General features: G+C 62.9%; 18 protein-coding genes. 8 read left to right on the forward strand and 10 right to left on the reverse strand.

Annotated elements, in window-relative coordinates:
- Window positions 1-239 precede the first annotated feature (239 nt).
- From BLR71_RS04370 to BLR71_RS04380, 3 genes are all read left to right on the forward strand, one after another.
- A complete protein-coding gene (locus BLR71_RS04370; RefSeq protein ID WP_092523468.1) occupies window positions 240-644 on the forward strand; it encodes a DUF4168 domain-containing protein in 405 nt (134 codons plus the stop codon).
- Window positions 645-864: 220 nt separating this feature from the next.
- Window positions 865-2,757 (forward strand): DUF294 nucleotidyltransferase-like domain-containing protein, encoded by a 1,893-nt coding sequence (locus BLR71_RS04375; RefSeq protein WP_092523470.1) that lies wholly within the window; start codon window positions 865-867, stop codon window positions 2,755-2,757.
- A gap of 25 nt (window positions 2,758-2,782) precedes the next feature.
- Window positions 2,783-3,511: a 3'-5' exonuclease gene (locus BLR71_RS04380; protein WP_092523472.1), complete on the forward strand. Its 729-nt coding sequence runs from the start codon at window positions 2,783-2,785 to the stop codon at window positions 3,509-3,511.
- A 157-nt stretch (window positions 3,512-3,668) separates the two neighbouring features.
- Here BLR71_RS04380 and BLR71_RS04385 read toward each other — a convergent pair whose 3' ends face one another.
- From BLR71_RS04385 to BLR71_RS04395, 3 genes are all read right to left on the reverse strand, one after another.
- On the reverse strand, window positions 3,669-5,342 hold the full coding sequence (locus BLR71_RS04385) for a BCCT family transporter (RefSeq protein WP_245696331.1): 1,674 nt from the start codon (window positions 5,340-5,342) through the stop codon (window positions 3,669-3,671).
- 791 nt (window positions 5,343-6,133) lie between these two features.
- A complete protein-coding gene (locus tag BLR71_RS04390; protein ID WP_092523476.1) occupies window positions 6,134-7,801 on the reverse strand; it encodes a BCCT family transporter in 1,668 nt (555 codons plus the stop codon).
- A 50-nt stretch (window positions 7,802-7,851) separates the two neighbouring features.
- Window positions 7,852-8,274, reverse strand: coding sequence for a universal stress protein (locus BLR71_RS04395; protein WP_092523478.1), 423 nt, complete (start codon window positions 8,272-8,274; stop codon window positions 7,852-7,854).
- 347 nt (window positions 8,275-8,621) lie between these two features.
- Between BLR71_RS04395 and BLR71_RS04400 the strand changes: the two genes are divergently transcribed.
- Genes BLR71_RS04400 through BLR71_RS04410 form a run of 3 tightly spaced genes read left to right on the forward strand, consistent with a single transcriptional unit; the run spans window position 8,622 to window position 13,555 of the window.
- Window positions 8,622-10,340, forward strand: coding sequence for an NADH-ubiquinone oxidoreductase-F iron-sulfur binding region domain-containing protein (locus BLR71_RS04400; protein ID WP_092523589.1), 1,719 nt, complete (start codon window positions 8,622-8,624; stop codon window positions 10,338-10,340).
- Window positions 10,341-10,356: 16 nt separating this feature from the next.
- The gene (gene fdhF / locus BLR71_RS04405) at window positions 10,357-13,248 is read left to right on the forward strand and encodes a formate dehydrogenase subunit alpha (RefSeq protein WP_092523480.1); all 2,892 of its coding nucleotides are present in this window, start codon (window positions 10,357-10,359) and stop codon (window positions 13,246-13,248) included.
- 31 nt (window positions 13,249-13,279) lie between these two features.
- Window positions 13,280-13,555: a hypothetical protein gene (locus tag BLR71_RS04410; protein ID WP_340147955.1), complete on the forward strand. Its 276-nt coding sequence runs from the start codon at window positions 13,280-13,282 to the stop codon at window positions 13,553-13,555.
- A gap of 62 nt (window positions 13,556-13,617) precedes the next feature.
- On the opposite strand, the gene BLR71_RS04415 is transcribed toward BLR71_RS04410, so the two are convergent.
- The 6 genes from BLR71_RS04415 to BLR71_RS04440 all read right to left on the reverse strand — a co-directional run bounded on the left by BLR71_RS04415 (window position 13,618) and on the right by BLR71_RS04440 (window position 20,153).
- Window positions 13,618-15,219, reverse strand: a complete 1,602-nt coding sequence (locus tag BLR71_RS04415) for a gamma-glutamyltransferase family protein (protein ID WP_092523484.1) — start codon at window positions 15,217-15,219, stop codon at window positions 13,618-13,620.
- Window positions 15,220-15,228: 9 nt separating this feature from the next.
- Complete coding sequence (locus BLR71_RS04420; RefSeq protein ID WP_092523486.1) at window positions 15,229-16,062, reverse strand: sulfite exporter TauE/SafE family protein; 834 nt, start codon at window positions 16,060-16,062, stop codon at window positions 15,229-15,231.
- 78 nt (window positions 16,063-16,140) lie between these two features.
- Window positions 16,141-17,463: a TRAP transporter large permease gene (locus BLR71_RS04425; protein WP_092523488.1), complete on the reverse strand. Its 1,323-nt coding sequence runs from the start codon at window positions 17,461-17,463 to the stop codon at window positions 16,141-16,143.
- Between the two features lie 142 nt (window positions 17,464-17,605).
- Entirely contained in the window at window positions 17,606-18,142 is a 537-nt protein-coding gene (locus BLR71_RS04430) for a TRAP transporter small permease subunit (protein WP_092523490.1), read from the reverse strand.
- A 32-nt stretch (window positions 18,143-18,174) separates the two neighbouring features.
- Window positions 18,175-19,272: a TRAP transporter substrate-binding protein gene (locus BLR71_RS04435; RefSeq protein ID WP_092523492.1), complete on the reverse strand. Its 1,098-nt coding sequence runs from the start codon at window positions 19,270-19,272 to the stop codon at window positions 18,175-18,177.
- Window positions 19,273-19,706: 434 nt separating this feature from the next.
- A complete protein-coding gene (locus BLR71_RS04440) occupies window positions 19,707-20,153 on the reverse strand; it encodes an Lrp/AsnC family transcriptional regulator (protein WP_092523494.1) in 447 nt (148 codons plus the stop codon).
- A gap of 316 nt (window positions 20,154-20,469) precedes the next feature.
- Between BLR71_RS04440 and BLR71_RS04445 the strand changes: the two genes are divergently transcribed.
- Complete coding sequence (locus BLR71_RS04445; RefSeq protein ID WP_092523496.1) at window positions 20,470-21,576, forward strand: FAD-binding oxidoreductase; 1,107 nt, start codon at window positions 20,470-20,472, stop codon at window positions 21,574-21,576.
- A 72-nt stretch (window positions 21,577-21,648) separates the two neighbouring features.
- Here the strand turns inward: BLR71_RS04445 and BLR71_RS04450 are convergent, their stop codons facing one another.
- Window positions 21,649-22,860, reverse strand: a complete 1,212-nt coding sequence (locus BLR71_RS04450; RefSeq protein ID WP_245696332.1) for a PQQ-dependent sugar dehydrogenase — start codon at window positions 22,858-22,860, stop codon at window positions 21,649-21,651.
- Between the two features lie 209 nt (window positions 22,861-23,069).
- On the opposite strand from BLR71_RS04450, the gene BLR71_RS04455 reads away from it, so the two are divergent.
- The gene (locus BLR71_RS04455) at window positions 23,070-25,355 is read left to right on the forward strand and encodes a CehA/McbA family metallohydrolase (RefSeq protein WP_245696333.1); all 2,286 of its coding nucleotides are present in this window, start codon (window positions 23,070-23,072) and stop codon (window positions 25,353-25,355) included.
- Window positions 25,356-25,444 lie beyond the last annotated feature (89 nt).

A 25,444-nucleotide genomic window follows, 5' to 3' on the forward strand; every position in this document is an offset into this window, starting at 1 on the left:
CTTCGGCTAAGGGCTTTGGCTAAGGGCTTCGGGCAAGCCGCCCGACAAGGGGCGCCAGGTACCCGCCTGGCGACCCGAAAGGGTCATGGCCGGGCATTGTCCCGGCCTTGTCGTTGTCGCAACCCGGTGCCATAGTCTCTGTCGTTGCAATTCTTTACATGGCACAGTTGAACGCTAGTGCTTCTCTGTCGTCCCATGTTGGGTACACACACTGCACTCCCCTTGGAGGTATTTTTTAGATGCAACGCCTGACTGCCCTGTTTACGGCTGCGCTGCTGAGCGCCGGTATCATGTCCGCGCCTGCCATGGCGCAAGAAGACGCCGCTTCTTCCGAGGCTGCACAAGCCCAGGCGGCCGCACCGGCCACTGATTTCTCCGACGAGACGCTGCAGAAATTCGCCGACGCCTCCAAGGAAATCGCCAGCGTGTCTCGCGAGTACACCGAGCGTCTGCAAAACGCCGATGATGAGGCTGCCAAGCAGGAAGTTCGCATGGAAGCCAACGAGGACATGGTCGGCATCGTCGAGGATAGCGGTCTCGAGGTCAGCACCTTCAACGCCATCGGTCAGGCTATCCAGCAGGACCCTGAGCTGATGAAGCGGGTCCAGGCCATGGTTGAGCCGCAAGAGCCGCAGGACAAGTGATGCCAATCACCGGCTATATCTAAGCCGGTCGCGTCATGGTAAAAGGCCACCTTCGGGTGGCCTTTTTCATGCGTGAGTGTTTCTGCATGGGGTAGCCCTTTACAGTCCATGGCGGGCATTGGAGACTTGGGCCATCGGGTCCCATGGATGCAGCGCTGACTGATTCAAATTCTCCTCATGGTTGAGAGACCGACTAGACACCCAAGGCGAGGCGGTGAGCATGGAAGTGGAACTGTTGGAAATTCGCCAGCACATCGCGGGCAATCCCCCTTTCGATACGCTCAGCGATGATCTGCTCGACGAGGTGGCCGGTGCCGTCGAGATCACGTATTTCCGCGCGGGCACCATGATCTGTGAAGACGGCCAGCCGACGCAGGATCTGTACTATATCCGCAGTGGCGCCGTGGAGGTCTATCGACGCAATGGCGAGTTGTTCAATCGCTTCGGCGAGGGCGATATCTTTGGCTACTTCGATCTGCTCAGAAATCAGCAGGTTCGCTTCCCGGTCAAGGCCATCGAAGACACCCTGGTCTATTTCATCCCCGGTGAGCTCTTCCGTCGACTCTGCGATGCCGATGAAACCTTTGCCGACTTCGTCGAGGTAGGTCGCCCGCGCCTCGAGACGACGGTAGATCATCAGCACCACGACAACACCATGATGACGACCCGGGTGCGCAAGCTGATCACGCGCCTACCGGTGATGATCGAGGCGGAGTCCACCATCCAGGAAGCGGCCGCCAAGATGTGCGAGCAGAACGTGTCCTCGGTACTGGTGCTCAGAGCCGAGGAAGAAGCCTCGGCACGCACCTTCGTACTGGGCGATGGCAAGCAGTGGCGCACCCTGGGCATTCTCACCGACCAGGACCTGCGCACTCGGGTGCTGGCGGCCGGGCTCGATGCGGGCACTGCCGTATCCGATGTGGTGAGTCCTCGTCTGATTGCGATCCAGTCCGATGAGTCGGTGCATGAGGCGATGCTGTGCATGCTGCGCAACAACATCCATCACCTGCCGGTACTGCATCGCCGCCGCCCGGTCGGGATGCTGCATCTCTCCGATATCATCCGCTACGAAACCAACAGCAGCCTGTATCTGGTTAACAATATCTTTAACCAGACCAGCCACAAGGGCCTGGCGCGGCTGGGGGCCGATGTGCGGCGTACCTTCGTCGGGCTGGTCAACGACGGCGCAAGCTCGCAGATGGTGGGCAGTGCCTTGTCGACCATCGGCCGCAGTTTCACCCGGCGACTGATCGAGTTGGCCGAGGAGGAGCTTGGTCCACCGCCGGTGCCTTATTGCTTCATGGTGATGGGCTCGATGGCCCGCAATGAGCAGGCCATCGTCACCGACCAAGACAACGCTCTGGTTCTCGATGACAGCTTCGATCCCGAGCAGCATGATGCCTACTTCCTGACCCTGGCGCAGAGAATCAGCGATGGGCTGGATGCCTGCGGCTATACCTACTGCAAGGGCGACATCATGGCCACCAACCCGCGCTGGCGGCAGCCGCTGCGGGTCTGGAAGCAGTATTTCAACGACTGGATCGATGACCCCAACCCCGAGCGCCTGCTCCACAGTTCGATCTTTTTCGACCTGGATCATGTCTATGGCGAGGAGGACTTCGTCGAGCAACTTCAGGATCTGGTCGCCGACAAGGCCTCGAAGAGCCCGCGCTTTTTGGCGGCCATGGCGCGCAATGCTCTCAATCGAACGCCGCCGCTGGGTTTCTTCCGTACCTTCGTGATGGAGAAGGACGGTAAGCAGAACAACTCGATCAACCTGAAGCGCCGCGGGACGGCACCGATGGTTGATCTGATTCGCGTCCATGCGCTGGCCTGCGGGTCCCGGGCCCAGAACTCCTTCGACCGGCTCGATGCCATTGCCCAGACCCAACTGCTGGTGGGTCGTTCCAGCGAACGCATCCGCTACGCCATGGAGTTCATCTCCATCGTGCGCATTCGCCATCAGGTGATCGATATCGAGGAAGAGCGAGAGCCTGACAATAATATCGAGCCTGAAAACGTCTCTGATACCGAGCGGCACAACCTCAAGGATGCCTTCCAGGTGTTGAGCAATGCCCAGAAGTTCTTGAAGTTCCGCTACCCCTTGCCCTAGGGGTTAACCAATGTCGCGAAGGTCTATGTTCAAGTTGCCGTTTCGTCACGCCAAGGCCGACCAGCATGCCTGGCCAGAGTATCTCGCTAGCCGGGCCAGTCAGGTGAGTGATCCTGCCCTCCAGCGCTTCTTCGCCGCCTATGATCTCGATCCGAACATGCCGATCGGTCAGGTGCCGCTGGTAGCGCTGGACATGGAGACCACCGGTCTCGAGTCAAGGCGCCATTCTATCGTCAGCATCGGTTTGGTGCCCTTCACAGCGCAGCGTATCTACTTGCCCAAGCGGCGTTACTGGGTGGTCAAGCCTCGGCGTCCGCTGAGCAAGCGCTCGATCACCTTTCACCGCATCACCCACTCGGAAATCGCCGAGGCACCGGATCTGGATGAGATTCTGGATGAGCTGCTCGAGGCGCTGGCCGGGCGTCTGGTCGTGGTGCACTATCGTCATATCGAACGGCCCTTCATGGATGAGAGCGTGAAGTCGCGTCGCGGCGAGAGCGTCCGCTTTCCGGTGATCGATACCATGTCGCTTGAGGCGAGGCTGCATCGTCAGTCGTGGTGGGCGCGCTTCAAGCGTTGGATGGGCCGGCCGCCGGCCTCGATACGCCTGCATGACAGTCGGCTGCGCTATGGCCTCCCGGCCTATCAGGGGCACCATGCGCTGGTTGATGCCCTGGCGACCGCCGAGCTTTTCCAGGCCCAGTTGGCGACGCACTTCGATCCTGAAACGCCGCTTTACCAACTTTGGCACTGAACCAACTGTGGCTCTGAGCGGGTGACGCGGCGCAGTGAGGCCACGGGTGAGGGGCTGACAATATTCGATAACCCATAACGATCAAGGGCGGCCTTAATAGGCCGCCCTTGGTGCTTCTATTCACTCGTCTTCAGGTCTTTAGCCCGATGACACCGCCTTAGTGGCTTCGTGGCTCGGACATCAAGCCCTTGACGATCCCATAGCAGCCCACCAGAAGCACGATAGTAAACGGTAGGCCGGTGGTCAGGGCAGCCGTCTGCAGGGCGCTCAGCCCGCCGCCGAGCAACAGCGCGATGGCCAGAGCCCCTTCGATCAGTGCCCAGAAGATGCGCTGCGGCTTGGGGGCATCGACCTTACCGCCGGCAGTGATGGAGTCGATCACCAGCGAGCCGGAGTCGGAGGACGTCACGAAGAACACGATGACCAACACGATACCGATGAAAGAGGTGATCTGCGTCAGCGGCAGGTATTCGAGCATCGTGAACAGCTGCAGTTCCAGAGCGGCATCCTGCACCTTGGTGATGCCTTGGTTGACTACCTGGTCGATGGCGGTGGTACCGAAGGCGGTCATCCATACCACCGAGGCCAGTGACGGCACCAGCAGGACGGAGATCAGGAATTCCCGCACGGTACGCCCGCGGCTAACGCGGGCGATGAACATGCCGACGAACGGCGACCAGGCAATCCACCATGCCCAGTAAAAGGCGGTCCAGCCTTGGCTGAAGTTGGCATCTTCGCGGCCGAAGGGCATCGATAGCGCCGGCAGGTTCTGCACATAGCCGAGCAGATTATCGAATATGCCGGTGGCGATCATCAGTGTCGGCCCCACGGCGATCACGAAGACCAGCAGCAAAAAGGCCAGCATCATGTTGACCTGGGAGAGACGCTGTACGCCCTTGTCCACCCCCAGCAGAATCGATCCCAGTGCGACCACGGTGATGCCCATGATCAGCAGGATCAGGGTGGTGTTGGTGTCGGGGACGTCGAACAGGTAGTGGAGGCCCGCGGACGCCTGGGTGGCACCAATGCCGAGTGACGTGGTCAGGCCGAACAGGGTGGCGAAGACCGCCAGGATGTCGATCACATGGCCAGGCCACCCCCACACGCGCTCACCCAGGATCGGGTAGAAGATCGAGCGCATGGTCAGGGGTAAGCCCTTGTTGTAGGAAAATATGGCCAGTGATAAGCCCACGATGGCATAAGCGCCCCAGGGATGCAGGCCCCAGTGGAAGATGGTGGCTGCCATGCTCAGGTCGATGGCACCGGCCTGGTCACCCGCGGCAGCGCCAAGCGGCGCCCAGTCGGTACGGATGCCGTCTTCGACGCTAATGCCGCCCATGGCGGTGCCGAAGTGGGTCAGCGGTTCCGATACGCCATAGAACATCAGGCCGATGCCCATACCCGCCGCAAACAGCATCGCGAACCAGCCCAGATAGCCGAATTCGGGCTTGGCATCCGCGCCACCGATGCGCACTTTGGCGAGCGGCGTGAAGATCAGCACGACCGCCAGCACAACGAAAACGTTGGCCCCCAGCAGGAAGACCCAGCTCAGTTTGGTGGTCAGGAAATTGAACATGCTATTGAAGATCGGTTCCATCTGGTCCTGAAGGGCCAGTGTCGCGACCACGAATAGCAGAATCACCATGGAGGAAAAGAGAAAGACCTTGCCGTGCAGATCTACATCGATTCCTAGGGGGGAGGCGGTGATGTTGTCCTGGCCGATCACATAGTCCGTATCTATCAGGTTAGCCGGGCCCTCTGGCGCCGGTATTCCCTCGGTACCGCCATTTTCCGGCGCCTTGGGTTTGCCGTCGTTGGGTTGTTTAGACACTAGACGTCTCCCTTGCGATTTTCGGTAAGTGGTTTGTCTCGATTCGGCCACGCGCCAGCCACCGGACGCAGCAGTAAAGAACGATGCCTTGATGCGGGGCGCCATTCAGCCGGCATCGTCAAGATCAGTGCTTGATTGGGGCTAACGCTGGTGTAGGGGCCGACTGGCCGTGGAGTCTGGCTCGCGTCTTCGCGAAGCCTTCATGCTGCTGAGTGAACGCTTGCGGGGTGTGCGCCATGAACCTGGGCGTGGCGGCGGTGACGCTATCTCACTGCCTTCTGCCTCCTCGTGCTGCGGTCGATCAACGACCATCCACAGTGATGGCTCACTGTCATCGAGGCGGGCTAGGTCCACGGGGACCATGATCTTCTCGGGCATCCTGGTGACTCCAGCGGTTTATCAGTGGTTGTAGTTTCTTAGTGTCGCTGTAGGCGCCTCATAGTCTGGGCATGTGCCCGGCGAATTTCCAGTGGCTCTTCAACGCGGGGTTTTCTGAGCTGCCTTTGGCCGCTAAGCAAGCCAGGCGAGTAAACGCTTTATTGGCAATGCCTGTTGGTTTCGAGATGCAGTGAGGATTTTAAGAATCAACGCCGCTGGAGAAGGCTAGCAGAGCTGGGGGCGCTTTATTGAAGAGGTGGCGCTTTAGTGCCTGTAACCTTGTTTTGCAGGTGACTTGCACCTACCCGCCAGGGCTTTGAAGGATCCAAAAAAACGCCACAGACCATCCAATGGACCGCCTGTGGCGTTGTGGTACCTATGGTCATCCGGCCTTGGCCGGATGACAACGGGCGTTAGCTCCTGGGTTCAGAGAGCAGTCCCTTGACGATGGCGTAGCAGGCCACCAGCAGTACCAGTGTGAACGGCAGGCCGGTGGTGATAACCGCCGTCTGCAGAGCTGTCAGGCCGCCACCCAGCAGTAGCGCGATGGCGATCACGCCCTCGATGATGGCCCAGAACATACGCTGTGGCTTGGGTGCATCGACCTTACCGCCGGCGGTAATGGAGTCGATGACCAGCGAGCCGGAGTCCGAGGAGGTGATGAAGAACACCATCACCAGCACGATACCCACGAAGGAGGTGATCTGCGTCAGCGGTAGTTGGCCCAGCATCACGAACAGCTGCAGCTCGAGGGCCGCGTCCTTGACGCCCTGGAAGTTGTCGGTGATCACCTGGTCGATGGCGGTGCCGCCGAAGGCGGTCATCCACAGCACCGAGACCAGCGATGGCACCAGCAGCACGGCAATCAGGAACTCACGTACGGTGCGGCCACGGCTGACGCGGGCGATGAACATACCCACGAACGGTGACCAGGAGATCCACCAGGCCCAGTAGAAGGCGGTCCAACCCTGACTGAAGTTGGCATCTTCACGTCCGAAGGGCATGGACAGGGCGGGCAGGTCCGCCAGGTAGGAGCCCAGGTTCTTGAAGAAGCCGGTGGCGATTGCCAGGGTCGGGCCGACGGCAATCACGAACGCCAGCAGTAGGAAGGCCAGCACCATGTTGAGCTGGGAAAGGCGCTGCACACCCTTGTCGACGCCGACGAGCACGGAGATCAGTGCCACTGCGCTGATGCCCACGATCAGCAGTACCATGGTGACGTCGTTATTGGGTATGTCGAAGAGGTAGGCAAGACCGGCAGACGCCTGCGAAGCCCCCAGCCCCAGCGACGTTGCCAGACCGAACAGGGTGGCAAAAACGGCCAGAATGTCGATCACATGGCCCGGCCAGCCCCAGATCCGCTCACCCAGAACCGGATAGAAGATCGAGCGCATGGTCAGCGGCAGGCCCTTGTTGAAGGAGAACAGCGCCAGTGCCAAGGCGACGACCGCATAGATGCCCCAAGGGTGCAGGCCCCAGTGGAAAATGGTAGCTGCCATGGCCAGCGACATGGCGGCGTCCTGGTCGCCAGCAGCGGCGCCCAGCGGTGCCCAGTCGGTCCTGACGCCATTCTCCATGCTGGTGCCGCCAAGCGCGGTACCGAAGTGGGTCAGAGGCTCCGAGACACCGTAGAACATCAAGCCGATGCCCATGCCGGCGGCGAATAGCATCGCGAACCAGCCAAGATAGCTGAAGTCCGGCGTGGCGTGTGCGCCACCGATCCTGACCTTGCCCATGGGGGTGAAGATCAGGGCCACGGCCAGAATGACGAAGATATTTGCCGCCAGCAGGAAGAACCAGGAGAGGTTCCCGGTGAGGAACGAGAAGATCGCATTGAAGACCGGCTCGACTTCATCCTGGAGCGCCAGAGTGATGAAGACGAAAAACAGGATCAGCAATGACGAGATGGTAAACACCTTGCCATGCAGATCGACATCCAGGCCGAACTTGCGCGTGGTGACGTTATCCTGACCGATCACGTAATCGGTATCGATCAGGTTCGCCGGTCCTTCCGGCGCTGGCACGCCATCAGAGACAGGGGCGTCCTTGTCACTGTTAGCGTTTGGGGAGTTTTTTTCCATAGGGAAGTCTCCGTCTGGTTAAACGAAAGGGTGTCTTCTTGTGCAGGCCGTCAGTCGCTATGCCGGACCAGGAACACGGATACGTCGGTATGAGAGGCGACCTTGCTGCCGTTGGACGGCATGACGATGTCCAGCCGCCTGGGCAGATGCGTGGTCATGATGACCAGATCTGCGTCCGTGTCATCTATCGCCTGAAGGATGGCGTCATCCATGTCGGCAACTGGGTCGGGAGAGGTGATGACCTTGGAACTGACCTCTTGACCATGCAACTGGCCCTGCTCCTTGGCGAACGCCTCGAGCTTTTGCGCATACTCTTCAGGTGTCTTGGCCAGTGCACTTGGCGTGTTCGCCGTTACGCTGATGTAGCAGGTATCGGCCTGGTACAGCTTGGCGATATCTGCCGCAAGATCGAGAGAAGGCTTCAAGAGTTCAGTATGTGCCAGGTCCACGGGGACCATAATTTTCTTGAACATATTCGAGACTCCATGAGGGTTTTGTTAGCGGCTGTACCTCTACGTCACGATCTGTTGTCCTGAAAGACACCGCTAGTGTGAGGATTTGCCAGGCGAATTGCCAGTGCCTGCGCATCCTGGGGCCTCAACTGCTCTGTCAACGCTGAGGCAGGGCTAGGGTTCAAAAAGTGCAGAGGGGCTTGAGGTGTTCGACTTTCGGCGACGGGATCCACGTAGCCGAGAGCGACACGCACATAGCTAAGTACTCTCGAGCGTGGATGTGGATATTGTCGGCGTTTGTGGCCGGTGCCACCATGGCAGCAAAGCGCCGCAAGCAAGAGCGCGATCATCACAATAACGAGCCTGCCATGACCGTTCAGACCCTGACCCCCACTCGCCGTTTTCGCGGTCAGCCCCGCGGCCGCGAGCTTGAGACCGACCACTTGATAGCGCTACGCGAGCGTCTTGGCGATGAGCGCGAGCACCCCGAGCTTGCCCGCCGCGACCTCCTCATCGAGCACCTGCATGTGCTCCAGGATGCCCACGGCCACCTGGCGCTACCCATGCTGCGCGCCCTGGCGGCCTACATGAACCTGCCGATGGCGGCCGTTTATGAAACCGCCACCTTCTATGCCCACTTTGACGTGATCCACGACGATGAAGCGCCACCCCCGGCGGTGACGGTGCGGGTCTGCGACTCCCTGTCCTGCCAGTTGGCCGGTGCCGATGCCTTGAAGCAGGCGCTTACGGCTGGCGCGGCTCCGGAAGAGGTCCGCGTGCTGCGCGCGCCCTGCATGGGCCGCTGCGAGATGGCGCCGGTGGTCGAAGTGGGCCATCGTCACGTCAATTACGCCACTCAGGAAGCGGTTGAGGCGGTGATCGACACCGGCCACTTCCATCCCGAAACGCTCGACTGGCAGCGGCTCGAGGATTACCGGTGCGAAGGCGGCTATGAGCTGCTGACCCAGTGCCGTGCCGGTGCGGTGACCGTCGAGGCACTGATGGAAGAGCTCGAGCGCGCCAACCTGCGCGGACTCGGCGGCGCGGGCTTCCCGACCTTCAAGAAATGGTACTTCGTGCGCCAGGAAGCGGGGCCGCGCTACTGTGCGATCAACGCCGACGAAGGCGAGCCCGGAACCTTCAAGGATCGCCACTACCTGGAGAATGCTCCGCACCGTTTCCTCGAAGGGGCGCTGATCAGTGCCTGGGCGGTCGAGGCCAGCGCGCTCTACATTTACCTGCGAGACGAGTATCCGGGCCTGCATCGGGTACTGCACGAGGCGATTGCCGAGCTCGAGACCGCCGGACTCGTCGAGCCGGGCTATGTGGTGATGCGGCGCGGCGCCGGGGCCTATATCTGTGGTGAGGAGTCGGCGATGATCGAGTCGCTTGAGGGCAAGCCGGGCAAGCCCCGCCACCGCCCGCCCTTCGTCGCGCAGCGAGGCCTGTTCGATCGCCCAACCCTGGTCAACAATGTCGAGACCGTCTACTGGATTCCGCTGATCCACCAGCGCGGTGCCGACTGGTTCGCCGGTCATGGGCGCCATGGGCGCAAGGGGCTGCGCAGCTTCTCGGTGTCCGGGCGGGTCAAGCGCCCGGGCGTCCACCTGGCGCCGGCGGGCATTACGCTGGCCGAGCTGATCGAGGAGTATTGCGACGGCATGGCCGAGGGCCACACCTTGGCCGGCTATCTGCCCGGTGGCGCCTCTGGGGGCATCCTGCCGGCAAGCAAGGCGGACATTCCTCTGGACTTCGACACCCTGCAGGCCGAAGGCTGCTTTATCGGCTCCGCGGCGGTGGTGGTGCTCTCGGACCAGGATGATCTGCGGGCGGTGGCCACCAACCTGCTGGCCTTCTTCGCTGACGAGTCCTGCGGCCAGTGCACCCCTTGCCGGGTCGGCACCGAAAAGATGCTGACCCTGCTCGAGCGCGAGGCCTGGGATGCCGAGGCACTGCAGCGCCTGGCGACGGTGATGATGGATGCCTCGATTTGCGGGCTCGGCCAGGCCGCGCCCAATCCCGTCCTTGGTTTGCTCAAGGACTTCCGTGAGCCGCTCGCGGCCCAGCAGATCATCATCAAGGGCTGAGGCCAGGAGAGCGAAGATGACTCATAACCAGAGCCAGAACCAGGCGCAGACCGCAGCCGACGCCTTTACTCTGACCCTCGATGGCAGCGAGGTGACCGCCTACTCCGGCGAAAGCCTGTGGCAGGTGGCCAAGCGGGCCGGCGAGACGATTCCCCACCTTTGCTTCAAGGATGCCGCCGGCTATCGCGCCGATGGCAACTGCCGCGCCTGCATGGTCGAGATCGAGGGCGAGCGGGCGCTGGCCGCCAGCTGCCTGCGCGAGGCCCGGCCCGGCATGGTGGTGCATAGCGCCGGCTCCGAGCGGGCTCGCATCGCCCGTGAAGGCGTGCTGGAGCTGCTCGCCGTCGACCAGCCCGACCGCGACGCCGGTCCCGACCGCTCGAGCCATTTCTGGGACATGGCCGATGCCCTGGCCGTGGATGCCACCGCCGTGCGCGCTTGGCTGCCGCGGCGCGAGGAGCGCGAGGCGCCCACCGTGCATCATGTGTCCCCCCGCGAGGGCTCGCTGACGCACGACACCTCGCACAGCGCCATGAACGTCAACCTCGATGCCTGCATCGAGTGCAACCTCTGCGTTCGCGCCTGTCGCGAGGTTCAGGTCAATGACGTCATCGGCCTGGCGAACCGCGGAGCGGCCGCGAAGATCGTCTTCGATTTCGACGACCCCATGGGCGATAGCACCTGCGTGGCCTGCGGCGAATGCGTCCAGGCCTGTCCGACCGGTGCGCTGATGCCGGCCACCCTGATCGACGAGGCGGGCCGTGGCGATTCGGCGGCCGCCGATAGCCAGGTCGATTCGGTCTGTCCCTACTGCGGGGTTGGCTGTCAGTTGACCTATCACATCAAGGACGACGAGATCCTTCACGTCTCCGGCCGCGATGGCCCGTCCAACCATAACCGGCTGTGCGTCAAGGGCCGCTTCGGGTTCGACTATCCGCGTCACGCCTCGCGGCTGACTCGCCCGCTGATCCGCAAGCCCGGCGCGCCCAAGGGCGTTGACCCCAGCTTCGATCCGGCTGACCCGAGCAGCCATTTCCGCGAGGCCAGCTGGGATGAGGCGCTCGAGGTCGCCGCTGAAGGCCTCAAGGGCCTCAAGGCCGCCCATGGCCCCAACGCCCTGGCCGGCTTCGGCAGCGCCAAGTGCTCCAATGAAGAGGCTTGGCTGTTCCAGAAGCTGGTGCGCACCGGCTTTGGTTCCAATCACGTCGATCACTGCACCCGTCTGTGTCATGCAAGCTCTGTCGCGGCGCTGATGGAATGCATCGGCTCAGGCGCCGTGACGGCGTCGTTCATGCAGGCCGCCGAGGCCGATGTGGTGATCCTTACCGGCTGCAACCCGGCCGTGAACCATCCGGTGGCCGCGACCTTCTTCAAGCAGGCGGCCAAGCGCGGCACCAAGATCATCATTCTCGATCCCAAGGGCCAGGCGTTGGGCGCCTATGCGCATCAAACCCTGAGTTTCACGCCGGGCAGCGACGTCTCGCTGTTCAACGCCATGCTCAACGTGATTGTCAGCGAAGAGCTCTATGACGCGGACTACATTCGCGAGCATACCGAGGGCTTCGAAGCGCTCAAGGAACACGTTCGCCACTTGACGCCGGAGGCCATGGCCGAGAGCTGCGGCGTGCCCGCCGAAGACATTCGCGCCGTGGCTCGCGAGTACGCTACCGCCGAGCGAGCGATGATCTTCTGGGGCATGGGGATCTCCCAACATGTGCATGGCACCGACAACGCGCGCTGTCTGATCTCGCTGGCCCTGGCCTGTGGCCACACCGGCCGGCCGGGCACCGGCCTGCATCCGCTACGCGGTCAGAACAACGTCCAGGGCGCCTCGGACGCCGGCCTGATTCCGATGGTGCTGCCCGACTATCAGCCAGTGGGCGATGCCCAGGTGCGGGCCGCCTTCGAGGAGCTGTGGAACACCGACCTCGACGATCAGCCCGGGCTCACCGTCGTCGAGATCATGGACGCCATCGCGGCGGGCACCATCAAGGGCATGTACATCCAGGGCGAGAACCCGGCGATGTCCGACCCGGATCTCGACCACGCGCGCGCGGCGCTGGCCAAGCTCGAGCATCTCGTCGTCCAGGATCTGTTCGTCACCGAGACCGCCCAGTTCGCCGACGTCATCCTGCCGGCTTCCGCCTGGCCGGAGAAGGACGGCAGCGTGACCAACACCAACCGCCAGGTGCAGCTGGGCCGTCAGGCCGTTCCGCTGCCCGGCGATGCCCGCCCCGACTGGTGGATCATTCAAGAGATCGCCAAGCGCTTCGGGCTGCCCTGGGACTACGCGCATCCCCGCGAGGTCTTCGCCGAGATGAAGCAAGGCATGGCATCGCTCGACCACATCTCCTGGGAACGGCTGGAGCGGGAGGCCTCGGTGACCTATCCCTGCCCGGCGGACGATGCCCCGGGGGCGGACGTGGTATTCGGCGATGCCTTCCCGACGGCCTCGGGCCGGGCTCGCTTCTCGCCGACGCTGCCGCTGCCGCCGGACGAGCAGATCGATCGCGACTACCCGACGGTGCTGACCACCGGCCGCCAGCTCGAACACTGGCATACCGGTTCGATGACCCGGCGCTCCCGGGTGCTGGATGCCCTCGAGCCCGAAGCGGCGGCCAGTGTCGCCCCTGGGGAGTTGCGCCGCCTTGGTCTCGAAGCCGGCGACTGGATGCAGATCACCACTCGCCGAGGCAGCATTACCTTGAAGGTGCGGGTCGATCCGCTGATGGCCGAAGGCATGGTCTTCATGCCTTTCTGCTACGCCGAGGCTGCTGCCAATATGTTGACTAACCCGGCGCTGGACCCGTTCGGCAAGATTCCCGAGTTCAAGTACGCCGCCTGTCGGCTGACGGCGGCCGAGGCACCGGCCGGGGCGGCGGCTGTGGAGCCGCTAGCGACGCCTTGAGTCGGCGGCTGACTGATAACAACGACATGACATGAGACTGGAGGAAACCGCCATGATGATCGTCGATCTGATCGATGGGGATGATTTCCGTAACAAGCTGGTGGGGCTTGGCGTGCTGATTCCGGAGGGCGCCTGTCCGGAGACCTGCGCGCGGATGGCCCGTCGCAAGTACCTCGAGACCGATGTACCCGACCTCGAGTCTACGGTCTCGGAACTGATGTCACACACCGATGTGATGCTGCCCTCGGTGCGTCGGGCGATCGAAGCCCATCTGCTGCCGGCATTCGAACTGCCACGCTCGTCCTGAGCGGGCCCTTGTCGTTGAACAGGCTGGCGGGTGCCTACTTTTCAGGCACCCGCTGCCGGCGCTTATAGCGAGGCCGCGCCGCCATCGCTGCGCGGGTCGTGGGCCCCTTCCAGTAGACCGTCGGGGTGACGAACGATGGCGCCAGCGTGCCCCATGGTGTCGCTGAACGCCTCATTCAATACCGTGACGTCGTGGCCGGCGGCCTTGAGCGCCTCTACCAGTGGTGCCGGGAAGCGGTTCTCGAGCTTGAGCCCGGTGCTGGCTTCGCCCCAGGTGCGGCCCAGCAGCCAGCGCGGTGCGCTGATCGCCTGTTGCAGATCCTCACCGAAGTGGGCATAGCGGCTGTAGATGGCTGCCTGAGTCTGGGGCTGGCCCTCGCCGCCCATGGTACCGAAGCTCATCACCCGGCCGTCGTCGAAGCGAGCGAGCGACGGGTTCAGGGTGTGGAAGGGCTGGCGATAGGGCTCCAGCGTCTGCAGCGCCTGCGGATCCAGCGAAAAGCTGATGCCGCGGTTCTGCCACATCACCCCGCTTTGCGGCAGGACTATGCCGCTGCCGAACTCCCAATAGACGCTTTGGATGAAGCTGACCATTCGCCCCTGATGATCGGCGGTGGCCATCCAGATGGTGTCGCCCTCGGCGGGTTCGTAGGGCCAGGGCAGGGCGCGCTCCGCGTCAACTCGTGCGGCTTCCCGATCCAGGGCCTCGGGGGTGAGCCAGCTCGTCGGATCCTTGGGCAGCCGGCCGGGATCGGTGACCGTAGTGTCGCGGGCCATGAAGGCTCGCTTGGTGGCTTCGACCAGGCCGTGCAGATGGGCAAAGCCTTCGCCCTCGCTGACGCCCAGGCGCTCGAAGACGCCCAGCGTCATCAGCGTGGCCAGGCCCTGGGTGGGCGGCGGCAGATTGAAAACGCGGGCATCCTTGAGCCTGACTTCGAGTGGGGTAACGGCCCGGGCATGATAGCGGTTGAAATCATCGCGGCGCAGCGGGCTGCCCAGCGCCTCGAGATCTGCGGCCATACTGGCGGCGAGTTCGCCACGGTAGGCGTCGTCGAGCCCGGCGCGGGTCAGGTGTTCGAGGGTGTCGGCAAGCCGTGACTGACGCAGCCGCGAGCCGGTGGCGGGTGGCTGGCCGGCGTCGAGATACGTCTCGGCGAAGCCTGGCGTCGCCCCGAGCGCCGCCAGATGCTTGGCGGTGAGCGTGGTCTGGCTGTCGCTCACCGCGACGCCTTCCCGACCATGGCCGATGGCCGCCTCGAGCAGGCGTGACAGCGGCAGGGTGGGGCCCCAGGCGGCGGCCTGATCGAGCGCCACCTGCCAGCCACCCAGGGTGCCGGCCACGGTCAGAGCGGCGAGCGGTCCACGAGTGGGTATGCCTTGCGCCGCGTCGTAGCCCTGCTCGGCGTAGAAGGTGCGGGTGGCAAGGCCTGCCGCCGGGCCACTGGCATCGATGGCCAGCGGCGGTTTGCCGGGTTCATGAATCAACCAGAAGCCGTCGCCACCGATACCGTTCATATGGGGGTAAGCAACGGCGATGGTCGACGCCATGGCGACCATCGCCTCGACGGCGTTGCCGCCCTCGCGGAGGATGTCGCGGCCGGCCTGGGCCGCCAGGTGATGAGGGGCGACGGTCATGCCGCCATAAGCACGGGTGGTGTGTTGCATGGGAGCGCCTCAGGAGAAAAGGTCGATATACATGCGCACCGCAGTGGCGAGCAGGAAGACAGCGAACAGCCGTTTGAGCAGGGCCGGATCAATGGCGTGGGCGAGCCTGGCCCCCAGCGGGGCGCAGAGCATGGTCATCGGCACGATGGCCGCGAAGCCCAGCAGATTGACGTAGCCGATCGAGCCCGGCAACCGGTCGGGCTCGCCCAGGCCGCTGAACATGAAACTCAGGGTGCCGGGAATGCTTATCACCAGGCCCAGGGCGGCACCGGTACCCACCGCGACACGGATCGGCGTGTTGAGCGCGCTCAGGGTCGGCACGCTCAGGGTGCCACCACCGATGCCCATCAGCGTCGAGATGCCGCCGATCACCGCGCCGATCAGACTGCTGCCCAGGGGGCCGGGCATGCCGTCACGAATGATGCGGGTGTTGCGACGGAACATGTTGGCGGCGACCAGCAGAGCGATGGTGGCAAAGAGACCGGTCAACGCCTCGCCGCTCAGGAATTGACTGGCGATACCGCCCAGCAGCACACCGACCACCACGCCGGGAATCAAGCGTTTGATCACGCTGGCATCCAGGCTGCCCTTCCGGTGGTGGGCGCGGGCCGACATGATCGAGGTGGGGATGATGGTGGCAAGCGAGGTGCCTACCGCTAGGTGCATGCGCACCCCTTCGTCGACGCCCAGCAGGCTGAACAGATGGAAGAGCACCGGCACGATGACGATGCCACCGCCGACCCCGAGCAATCCGGCCATTACTCCGGCAACGGCGCCTGTCGCGAGCAGGGCCGCGATCAGCCCGAGGATCCCGGTCAGCGATGACGAATCCAGCAGTTCCATGGCGTGGTTTCCTAATTCAGTGATTATCGATGTGTGATGGCGCGAGTAGACACGGCGCCCCGCGCTGGTGGATCAGGCCTACCAACCGATCGCCTGGGGTAGCCAGGTAGCAATGCCTGGGAACAAGAATACCAGCGCAACGGCAAGGACTTGCAGCCCGACGAAAGGCACAACCCCGACGTAGATATCCCGTGTCGAGACTTCTGGTGGCGCCACCCCCTTGAGGAAGAACAGCGCCCAGCCGAAGGGCGGGGTCAAGAAGGACATCTGCAGGTTCATGGCCACCAGAATCGCCAGCCACACCATATCGGTGCCATAACCGATGAATACCGGCAGGAACATTGGCAGAGCGATGTAGGAAATCTCGATCCATTCCAGGAAGAAGCCCAGCACGAACAGAATCAGCATCAGGAACAGCAGCGCCCCGATTTCGCCGCCGGGGAGCATGTTGAACAGGTCGTGCACCATCTGCTCGCCGCCGAGCCCGCGGAAAGATAGTGAGAATACCTGCGCGAACAGCAGAATGAAGTAGACCATGGCAGTGATGGTCAAGGTGCCGTGCAGGGTCGCCTTGAGGGTGGCGAGGTTCAGCTTGCGGCCCAGCAGCGCGATCAGCAGGCTGCCCAGGGCTCCCATGGCGGCGGCCTCGGTGGGGGCTGCCACGCCGCCGACGATGGAGCCGAGCACGGCCACCACCAGCCCCAGCGGCGGTAGTACCGTGGCCATCAGGTCGCGATAGAGCTGGCGCCGGGAGATGGTGGCGCGTTCGGCAGCGGGAACCGCCGGTACCCAGTCCGGCCGCACCCAGCCGAGGACGGCGAGATACAGCATGTAGGTCAGTGCGATCACCAGCCCGGGGATAAAAGCGGCCGCGAACAGTGCGCCCACCGATTCGCCGACGATCTGCGACAACAGAATCAGCACCAGGCTCGGCGGGATGATCTGGCCTAGGGTGCCCGAGGCGCAGATCGCTCCGCAGGCCACGCTTGGCGCATAGCCCCGGCGCAGCAGGGTCGGCAGGGTCAGCATGCCCACGGTCACGACGGTGGCGCCGACGATGCCGGTGGAGGCGCCCATCAGCACCCCGACCAGCACGATGGCGATTCCCATGCCGCCGTTGAGTCGGCCCATGGCGTAGCCGATGGTGTCGAGCATGGCCTCGGCGACCCGGGACTTTTCGAGCATCACGCCCATGAACACGAACAGTGGGATGGCCATCAGGGTGTAGTTGGACACTACACCATAGAGGCGTTGCGGCAGCAGGCCGAAGAGCATCGGCCCGAAGCCCAAAAGCCCAGCGACGAAGCCGGACACGGCCAGCGAAATGGCCACGGGGATGCCAATCAGCATCATGGCCAGGAAGCCGCCGATCATGCCGATCAGTAGCCATTCATTTGCCATTGCAAACATACTCCACAGAGAAAGGGGCCGAGTGAGCTCGGCGACAAGAAGGGTGGGGCAGCCGCTTGTCTGGCTGCTGCCCGCGTGCAGTGCCTGGGGTATCCCCAAAGCCGGCATTGGCCGTCTTCAGGGTTGGCCTGGCTCAGGCGTTGGGCTGATCCGGGGCGGTCGGCGAGGCCGGCACTGGGGTACCGCTCAGGGCCAGCACTGCTCGCAGCAGGTCAGCAAGCCCCTGCAGTGCCAGGGCCACGAAGCCCAGAGGAATGAAAGCCTTGAGCAGATAGCGGTAGGGCAGTCCGCCCGGGTCCGGCGAGCCCTCCGCTAAATGAAAGGACTGCATGACGTAGGGCCAGGACAGCCAGGTGATCGCCAGGGCGATCACCACGGTCAAGGTGCCGCTGATCAGGTCGATCAGTTGCTTACCACCGTCGGGCAGGCGGTCGTAGATCACGTCCACCCTCACGTCGGCGCGATGCTTGAGCGCGTAGGAAATCCCTAGCAGGGCAATTGGCGATAGCAGGTGCCACTCCAGCTCCTGCAACCCCACCGGGCTGATGGAAAAGAAGTAGCGCAGCAGTACATCGGTGGCGACCAGCCCGACCAGTGCCAATAGGCAGAGACGGGCGAAACCGCCGAGGATGCCGATACCGTATTCGATGCTTTCGATGAGCGATGCCATGGATAGGCCTCCGGTCAGCAATGCCGTCAGATTCAGCTCGGCAGATCGAGGAAAGCCTTCTCGCTGACGGCCTCCCACTCGCGATGCTTGGCGCGAAAGCCCATGAAGGAGTCGTAGACCCGTTGGGTGTCGGCATCCGCCGCCGCCATGGCGGACAAGGTATCGGCAGTGACTTCGCGCAGCCGGCTGATGATGTCGTCGGGCAGTGGCTGGGCGATGACTCCCTCGTTTTCCACCAGGTCGTTCAGGGCTTCGGCATTGACGGACTCACACCAGGCCTGGCTCTCGATGTTGCAGGCCATGGCCGCAGTCTTGACGATTGCCTGCAGGTCGCTGGGCAGTGCCTCCCAGGCCTGCTTGTTGATCATTAGTTCGGTAGCGTTGGTCGGCTCGCTCCAGCCGGTGGTGTAGTAGTACTTGGCGGCTTTGTGCAGGCCCAGGCGACGATCCTGATACGGCCCGACGAATTCGGCGGCGTCGATCACGCCTCGCTCCAGGGCCGGGAAGATCTCGCCGCCGGGCAGCAGCCGTACGGCCACGCCAAGCTCGCTGTAGACCTTGCCGCCTAGGCCCGGGATTCGCATCTTCAGGCCGTTCAGATCCTCGACGCTCTCCAGCGGTTCGCGGAACCAACCGGTCATCTGCACGCCGGTATTGCCCATTGGGAAGGCCACCAGCCCAACCTTGGCGTAGAGCTCGTGCCACAGTTCCAGGCCGCCGCCATGATATAGCCAGGCATTCATGCCCTGAGTGTTCATGCCGAAGGGCACGGTGGTGAAGAACTGGGCGGCGGGCAGGCTACCGGACCAGAAGTAGGCATTGCCGGCATTCATCTCGACCATGCCGGCCGACACGGCGTTGAAGCCCTCCAGTGCCGGTACCAGCTCGCCGGCGGCGAAGTGCTGAATCTTCATGCGGCCACCCGACATCTCCTCGACTTTCTTGCAGAAGTCGGTGGGGCTACCCGGGCCTTCGACATAGAAGGGCGAACCGGGGCCATAGGCGTTGGTCATTCGCCATTGGACGGTCTGGTTGGATTGGGCGCGGACGACGGCAGGGGCACCCATAACCAGGCCGGCGGTGGATGAGACTAGAGCGGTGCTCAGGAACTTGCGGCGATTGAAGCTCATGATGATGACTCCTGGTGAGACGATTAACGAATGTAAATCCTCTATAGGAGTAGTCAGCAAGCCATGTGCCAGTTCGCTTTTTTACTCTATTATTTTTTTAATATCAGTTAGATAAGATTATAAGAAGTTGGCTCGATGATTCGCTTGGTGACGACGGTGGCGGCCGATTTCGGATCACACGGCCCCACCTTGGAGTTAACAAAGGTGAGATTTAGGCGGTTAAGCGATCATTTGTATGCAGCCTTGCCGCGGCGATTCACCAAACGACTGTCTCTAAGCGGCCGAGGGGTAGCAAAAGTAAGATCGGCACCCTTGTGAGGCGCTTGCACTCTTTATGTGCGGTAGTAGTGAGGTGGCGATGTGCTGTGGCCGCAAAACGCCGGTCATGCGGGGAGAGGAGCTAGTGGTGGCGGACCGCATTGCCTCGAAAGGCGCTAGAGTCGCGCGCCGCCGCGGCGGTGTTTGACCCGTGACATCAGGCTCTTGCAGTCCACCGAGAGGATCTCGGGGCGGTTGAAGATACGTTCGCGCACGAAGGCATCGAAGCTGGTGTAGGTGTCGGTCAGGGTATGGATATGCAGGCTTTGCAGGTCGCTCATGATATAGAGGCTGACCACTTCGGGGCAGGCAGATAGCTCGTCGGCCACCTGCTGAAGTGCGGCGGGTGCCACCCTCAGATCCACGAAGGTGGAGATAGCCTTGCCGAGCTTCTCTGGATTGACCACTGCGGTGAACTGCTCGATGACCCCTTCCTCGACCAGGGCGTTGACCCGGGTGCGGGCATGCGCTCGGGAGATGCCCAACTGGCGGGCGATATCGGCATAGGACATGCGGCCATCTTTGATCAGCAGGTTCAGCAGTTCAGTATCGGTCGTGTTCATTGACTAGGGCCTTTGCCGGTGTGGGTCTCGATGATGCTTATCCAAAGAGCATCCTCGCCTATCATGCGATCGACCACCATCTCCGGGCGTTGCTGCAGGCCCTAGCATCCTGTTGGCGACCTCTCGTGATGCGAAGACGACAAGAACCACCGTCAGCGGCATGCCGGTTGGATGCCATGGATATGCCGGAGTCGCCGGCAGACAAGTTGGCAAGCCTGGTGGTGGCGCAAAATTCAGCCAAGGCTTCACGGCCTCATATCCTTATGCATGGGGCACCATCGCGGCGCCTGTCGGCACGTCCAAGCGAGAAACCATTATGATGTCAGACTTTCTCAATCCGGTAACCACGCAGACGTGGGTCAACGGGCGCCATCAGGTGCGCTGCGTGAAGGTCATCCAGGAGACCTGGGACGTGCGCACCTTCTGTTTCATGGCCGAGCAGCCGGTGCTGTACTTCTTCAAGCCGGGGCAGTTCGTGACCCTGGAGCTCGAGATCGCCGGCGAGCAGGTGATGCGTTCCTACACTATCTCGAGCTCCCCCTCGGTGCCCTACAGCTTCTCGATCAGCGTCAAGCGGCTGCCGGGCGGCGTGGTATCCAACTGGTTACACGATAACCTGAAGGCCGGCGATGAACTGGCGGTGCACGGGCCGGTCGGTAACTTCAATATCATCGATCATGCCGCCGACAAGGTGCTGATGCTCTCCGGTGGGGTCGGCATCACGCCGCTGATGTCGATGACACGCTGGCTGTTCGATACCAATGCCTCGGTGGATCTGGCCTTCGTGCACAGTGCCCGCTCGCCGAAGGACATCATCTTCCACCGTGAGCTGGCGCACATCTTCTCGCGGATTCCCGAATTCAAGTTGCATATCGTCTGTGAGCGCAGCGACGAACTCTGCGAGGCCTGGGCGGGATTTCGCGGTTACCTGAGCCAAGAGATGCTCGAGCTGATGGCACCGGATTTCATGGAGCGTGAGATCTTCTGCTGTGGTCCCACGCCTTACATGAATGCGGTCAAGCGTATCCTGCGCGACAACGGCTTCGACATGAGTCGCTATCATGAGGAGTCCTTCGGCGCCACGCCGCTGGACGTTCAGGAAGAGGTGCTGGAGCTGGCCGAGCAGGCCGAGGCGCAGGCCGAAGAACTCGACGTCGCCGACATGTACAGCGTCGAGTTCAGCGCCACCGGCAAGAGCGTGCGGGTGCAGCCCGGCGAAACGGTGCATGCGGCTGCCGCCAAGCTCGGCCTGCATATTCCCAAGGCCTGCGGCATGGGCATCTGCGGTACCTGCCGGGTGCCGCTTAGCTCAGGGCAGGTCGAGATGGACCACAACGGCGGCATTACCGACGAGGATATCGCCGAGGGCTATATTCTTTCCTGTTGCAGCAAGCCCACCGGCAACGTCGTCGTCGATTTCTGAAGTGGACCACCGCTAATCCACGCCTGAACGCCTGGCACCGGAAGACTAAACCGGTGCCTTGCGGACGGCCATTCAGCGTATGTCAGGCAGCAGGCGGAAGAGCCCGCCATTGGGCTGATCATTGAGCAGATAGATCAGTCCGTCCGGTCCCTGGCGCACGTCGCGTATGCGTCCGATCTGGCCGTCGAGCAGTACCTCGGCGCGAGACACCTTGCCGTTGTCGATCGTCAGTCGCGTCAGCGTTTCGCTGCTAAGCCCGCCTGCCAGCAGGTCGCCTTGCCAGCCCGGAAAATGCGGACTATCCACCCAGGCGAGTCCCGATGGGGCATAGCGCCCCTCGAACACGTAAGCGGGGTCGCGCATGCCCGGTGCATGATCGCGACCGATCGGCAGGTTGGTCGCATAGTCTCGCCCTAGCGTCACCTCCGGCCAGCCGTAGTTCACCCCCGCCTCGATGCGGTTGATCTCATCGCCAGTACGTGGCCCATGCTCGCTTGTCCACACGCTGCCGCTGCTCGTCACCGTCATGCCTTGGATATTGCGATTGCCCTGGGTATAGAGTTCGGCGGCCATTCCTGGCTCATCGACGAAAGGGTTGTCGGCAGGCGCCTCGCCGGTAGCCGTTAGGCGCAGCACGCTGCCGGCATGATCGGCGCCGTCCTGTGCCCGTTCGCCCTGGCCCCGGTCGCCGATGCTCAATAGCAGCGTGGTATCGGCAAGCCAGGCCAGGCGCCCACTGTAGTGGTGGTTGGGCATCGAGAAACGGTTTTGCGCAAAGATCGTCTCTACGCCCTCGAGTCGAGGGCCGCTTGGGGCATCCAGGGCCAATCGCGCCCGGGCAACCGCGGTGCCGCTGCCATCGGGGCCGGCCTTGGCGTAGCTGAAGTAGAGCCAGTCGTGCTCGCCGTCGTTGCCTTTGTCACTGCCGCTATCACCGAAGTCCGGGTGCAGGGCCAAGTCCAAGAGTCCACCCTGGCCGCGAGCCACCACGCGAGGTAGCCCCTCGATGTGCGTGATCGCGCCGTCGGGTTCGATCAGTGCCAGCCGCCCCGGTCGCTCACTGACCAGAAAACGGCCATCGGGCAGAAAGGCCAGCGACCAGGGGCGCTCGAGGCCTTCGGCCAGGCGCTCGAGCCGCATCGCATGCGGGGTGCCGGGCAATCCATCGGCGATGGTCGTCGCCCCCTGGGCCGATAGCGATGACAGCAAGGCGGCTGCCAGCAGCGCTGCGGGTAGGCGCATCGGTAGTCGCGAGTAGGCGGCGCGCCATATCGGTCGTTGCATGGGCAGAACTCCCTTTCTCGGTATGAGCTTTTTCACCCTAGCAGGCCTCTCAGCCATTGGCGCGACGACCTATGCTTTATTGGCGCCTAATAGCGGCAATGCCGCCTTGAACCTGGCGCCCATAAGGTAATTTGAATGATCAAATAAAATAGATGATAATCCTCTGCCTTGAATTCGATAATGCTGTGAAATAATAAAGGATCATGCCCATGATGATGCATTCGCGACGCACTTTGCTGGCGGTAGGACTGGCGCTAGGACTTGCCGGTCCCGCCCAGGCCGACGTCACCCTGACCCGGGGCGCCACCTCGATTCCTGACGGGGAGGCCACTGCCGACGAAGACCTGACCATCGCCAACGAACATCTGGCCTTTGCCCTGGCGGTAGAGTCCCGTCCGCCTTGGGGTGTGCCTCGCGGTACCCTCGTGGATCTGGCAGCGGTCAAGGACGGTGAACTGGATCTGGATCGCGTCGCCTTTGCTGACTTCATTCCCAACAACTGGTCGGCCTGGCCGAACAGCGAGAAGGAGGTCACGGTCCTCGAGGACAGCCCCGACAGAGCCGTGGTCCAGGTGCGCCGTAACTGGGGCGATGCCTGGGTGATCACCACCTACACGCTCAAGGCCGGCAGCGACCGCATCGAGCTCGAGACGGAGCTTGAGAACGCCAGCGACGAAGCCCTGACGGCCATCCGTTCCGGCTTCACCCTGTGGCCGGACACCGGCTTCCTGTTTGGCGTGCCGGGCCTTGGCGATGCCAAGGAAACCGTCGCCGACGAGGCGCTGACCGATCGCATGGTCGCCTATGACCGGGATTGGGTGATCGCGCTGCACGCGCCGTATTTCGACCGCGTCAACTATGAAGGCCAGGACATGTACCTCGAGCATAGTCTGGCGCCGGGCGAAAGCCGCACCTTCAAGGGCGCACTGCAGGTGGTGCCCACGGGCGATCTGGCGCCGGTGGTGGCCAACGAGATCGAACGCAAGGATCAGGACGCCGGGCGGATCAGCGGCACCCTGAGCAACGATGACGGTGAAGCTCCGCAGGATGGCCTGGTGATGGTCGAAAAGCAGGGCCACCCCTATGCCTGGACCCTGGCTGAAGACGGCCAGTTCGCGATGGACCTGCCGGTGGGGGACTACCAGGTCTATGCCACTGGGCTTGGCCATGCCAACAGCGCGCCCCGCGATATCAGCGTGACCGCCGACGGCGAACAGACCTTGACCTTCGAGGGGCTAAAGGGCCCGGGCACCCTGACGTTGGATATCGTCGAGACCGGCAGCGGTGTGGCACGAGATGCTCGCCTGACCATCCTCGAGGGCCAGCAGCCGCCGGTGGAGTTCCTCGGCAAGCAGACCTTCTTCACCTCGCTGGACCCGGCCGGCAGTGCCGAGCTGTCGCTGGCGCCGGGCGAGTACCGCCTGGCCGTGAACGCCGGCGCGGGCTTCACGGCCGAGGGCGAGACCCTCGACGTGAGCCTTGACTCCGGTGAGCAGGTGTCGCGTACCGTTGAGATCGATCGCCTGGCCGAGCCCAACGACCGTGGCTGGTACGGCGCCGACTTGCACCACCATGCCAACGTGCTCGAGGGCACCACACCCCCCGAGACGGTAGTCAGCGCCCAGCTCGCGACCGACCTGGATCTGACCTTCGTCAGCGACCATGACTCGACGACCAATCACCAGCGCTTCCAGGCGCTCTCCGATAGCCGCGGCGTGCCCTTCATTCCGTCGATCGAAATCTCGCCGTCCTGGGGTCACATGAATCCCTTTCCCATCGCCCTGGGCGGTGAGTTGATGGTCGATCCGGGCATCGACGAGGTGCAGGACATCATCCAGGATGCCCGCCGTCTGGGCGCCGAGGTGATTCCGATGAACCATCCGTACAACGACTATGGCTATCTGAACAATCTCGCCAACGACAAGGTGCCGGGTGGCTTTACGCCGAACTTCGACCTGCTCGAGCTCAACGCCGAGGTCGATAACGCCAAGACCCTCGAGACCGCTCATGCGCTGTGGGATGACGGTACGGCGATCTACTTTACCGCCGGTACCGATACCCATGACGCCTGGAACGACCTGACCGGCCGCATCCGCATGATGGCGCGGGTTCCCGGCGAGCTGTCGCCGCGTGCTTTTGCTCGCGCCCTCAAGGACGGTCACGGCTATGCCACCCAGGGCCCGCTGCTATATCCGCAGAACGTGCTGTTCGGCGATACCCTGCGCCTGGCAGGTGACAAGTCGGCCACCTGGCATGTCGATGTCGCGGCGGTGGACGGTCTGGCCGAGGCACGCCTGATTGGCCGCGGTGGTGAGGTCATCGCTACCCGTGAGCTCGACGGCAAGGAGGCCAGTCTGGCGTTCCCGCTGGATGGCGAGATCGACGGCTGGGTTGCCCTGGAAGTCGAGGACGCCGATGGCGATCAAGCCTGGAGCAATCCGGTATGGGTCAAGCGTCAGGACAGCACGGCTTATCTGTCGGCTGCCGGCGAATGATCGCCAGCGCCTGATATAAAAGCCGGGATACTCGTCAAGCAAGAGGCCGCGCTCAGGCGCGGCCTCTTGCTGTCTGGCCTTAGCGCTTC

The sequence above is a fragment of the Onishia taeanensis genome (assembly GCF_900100755.1).
Lineage (GTDB): Bacteria > Pseudomonadota > Gammaproteobacteria > Pseudomonadales > Halomonadaceae > Onishia > Onishia taeanensis.

What these genes read in the sequence shown, in the direction of transcription:
- BLR71_RS04370 (WP_092523468.1), top strand. Translation starts at nt 240, where the DNA reads ATGCAACGCCTGACTGCCCTGTTTACGGCTGCGCTGCTGAGCGCCGGT.
- BLR71_RS04375 (WP_092523470.1), top strand. Translation starts at nt 865, where the DNA reads ATGGAAGTGGAACTGTTGGAAATTCGCCAGCACATCGCGGGCAATCCC.
- BLR71_RS04380 (WP_092523472.1), top strand. Translation starts at nt 2,783, where the DNA reads ATGTTCAAGTTGCCGTTTCGTCACGCCAAGGCCGACCAGCATGCCTGG.
- BLR71_RS04390 (WP_092523476.1), bottom strand. Translation starts at nt 7,801, where the DNA reads ATGGAAAAAAACTCCCCAAACGCTAACAGTGACAAGGACGCCCCTGTC.
- BLR71_RS04395 (WP_092523478.1), bottom strand. Translation starts at nt 8,274, where the DNA reads ATGTTCAAGAAAATTATGGTCCCCGTGGACCTGGCACATACTGAACTC.
- BLR71_RS04400 (WP_092523589.1), top strand. Translation starts at nt 8,622, where the DNA reads ATGACCGTTCAGACCCTGACCCCCACTCGCCGTTTTCGCGGTCAGCCC.
- fdhF (WP_092523480.1), top strand. Translation starts at nt 10,357, where the DNA reads ATGACTCATAACCAGAGCCAGAACCAGGCGCAGACCGCAGCCGACGCC.
- BLR71_RS04410 (WP_340147955.1), top strand. Translation starts at nt 13,280, where the DNA reads ATGAGACTGGAGGAAACCGCCATGATGATCGTCGATCTGATCGATGGG.
- BLR71_RS04415 (WP_092523484.1), bottom strand. Translation starts at nt 15,219, where the DNA reads ATGCAACACACCACCCGTGCTTATGGCGGCATGACCGTCGCCCCTCAT.
- BLR71_RS04420 (WP_092523486.1), bottom strand. Translation starts at nt 16,062, where the DNA reads ATGGAACTGCTGGATTCGTCATCGCTGACCGGGATCCTCGGGCTGATC.
- BLR71_RS04425 (WP_092523488.1), bottom strand. Translation starts at nt 17,463, where the DNA reads ATGGCAAATGAATGGCTACTGATCGGCATGATCGGCGGCTTCCTGGCC.
- BLR71_RS04430 (WP_092523490.1), bottom strand. Translation starts at nt 18,142, where the DNA reads ATGGCATCGCTCATCGAAAGCATCGAATACGGTATCGGCATCCTCGGC.
- BLR71_RS04435 (WP_092523492.1), bottom strand. Translation starts at nt 19,272, where the DNA reads ATGAGCTTCAATCGCCGCAAGTTCCTGAGCACCGCTCTAGTCTCATCC.
- BLR71_RS04440 (WP_092523494.1), bottom strand. Translation starts at nt 20,153, where the DNA reads ATGAACACGACCGATACTGAACTGCTGAACCTGCTGATCAAAGATGGC.
- BLR71_RS04445 (WP_092523496.1), top strand. Translation starts at nt 20,470, where the DNA reads ATGATGTCAGACTTTCTCAATCCGGTAACCACGCAGACGTGGGTCAAC.
- BLR71_RS04450 (WP_245696332.1), bottom strand. Translation starts at nt 22,860, where the DNA reads ATGCAACGACCGATATGGCGCGCCGCCTACTCGCGACTACCGATGCGC.
- BLR71_RS04455 (WP_245696333.1), top strand. Translation starts at nt 23,070, where the DNA reads ATGATGATGCATTCGCGACGCACTTTGCTGGCGGTAGGACTGGCGCTA.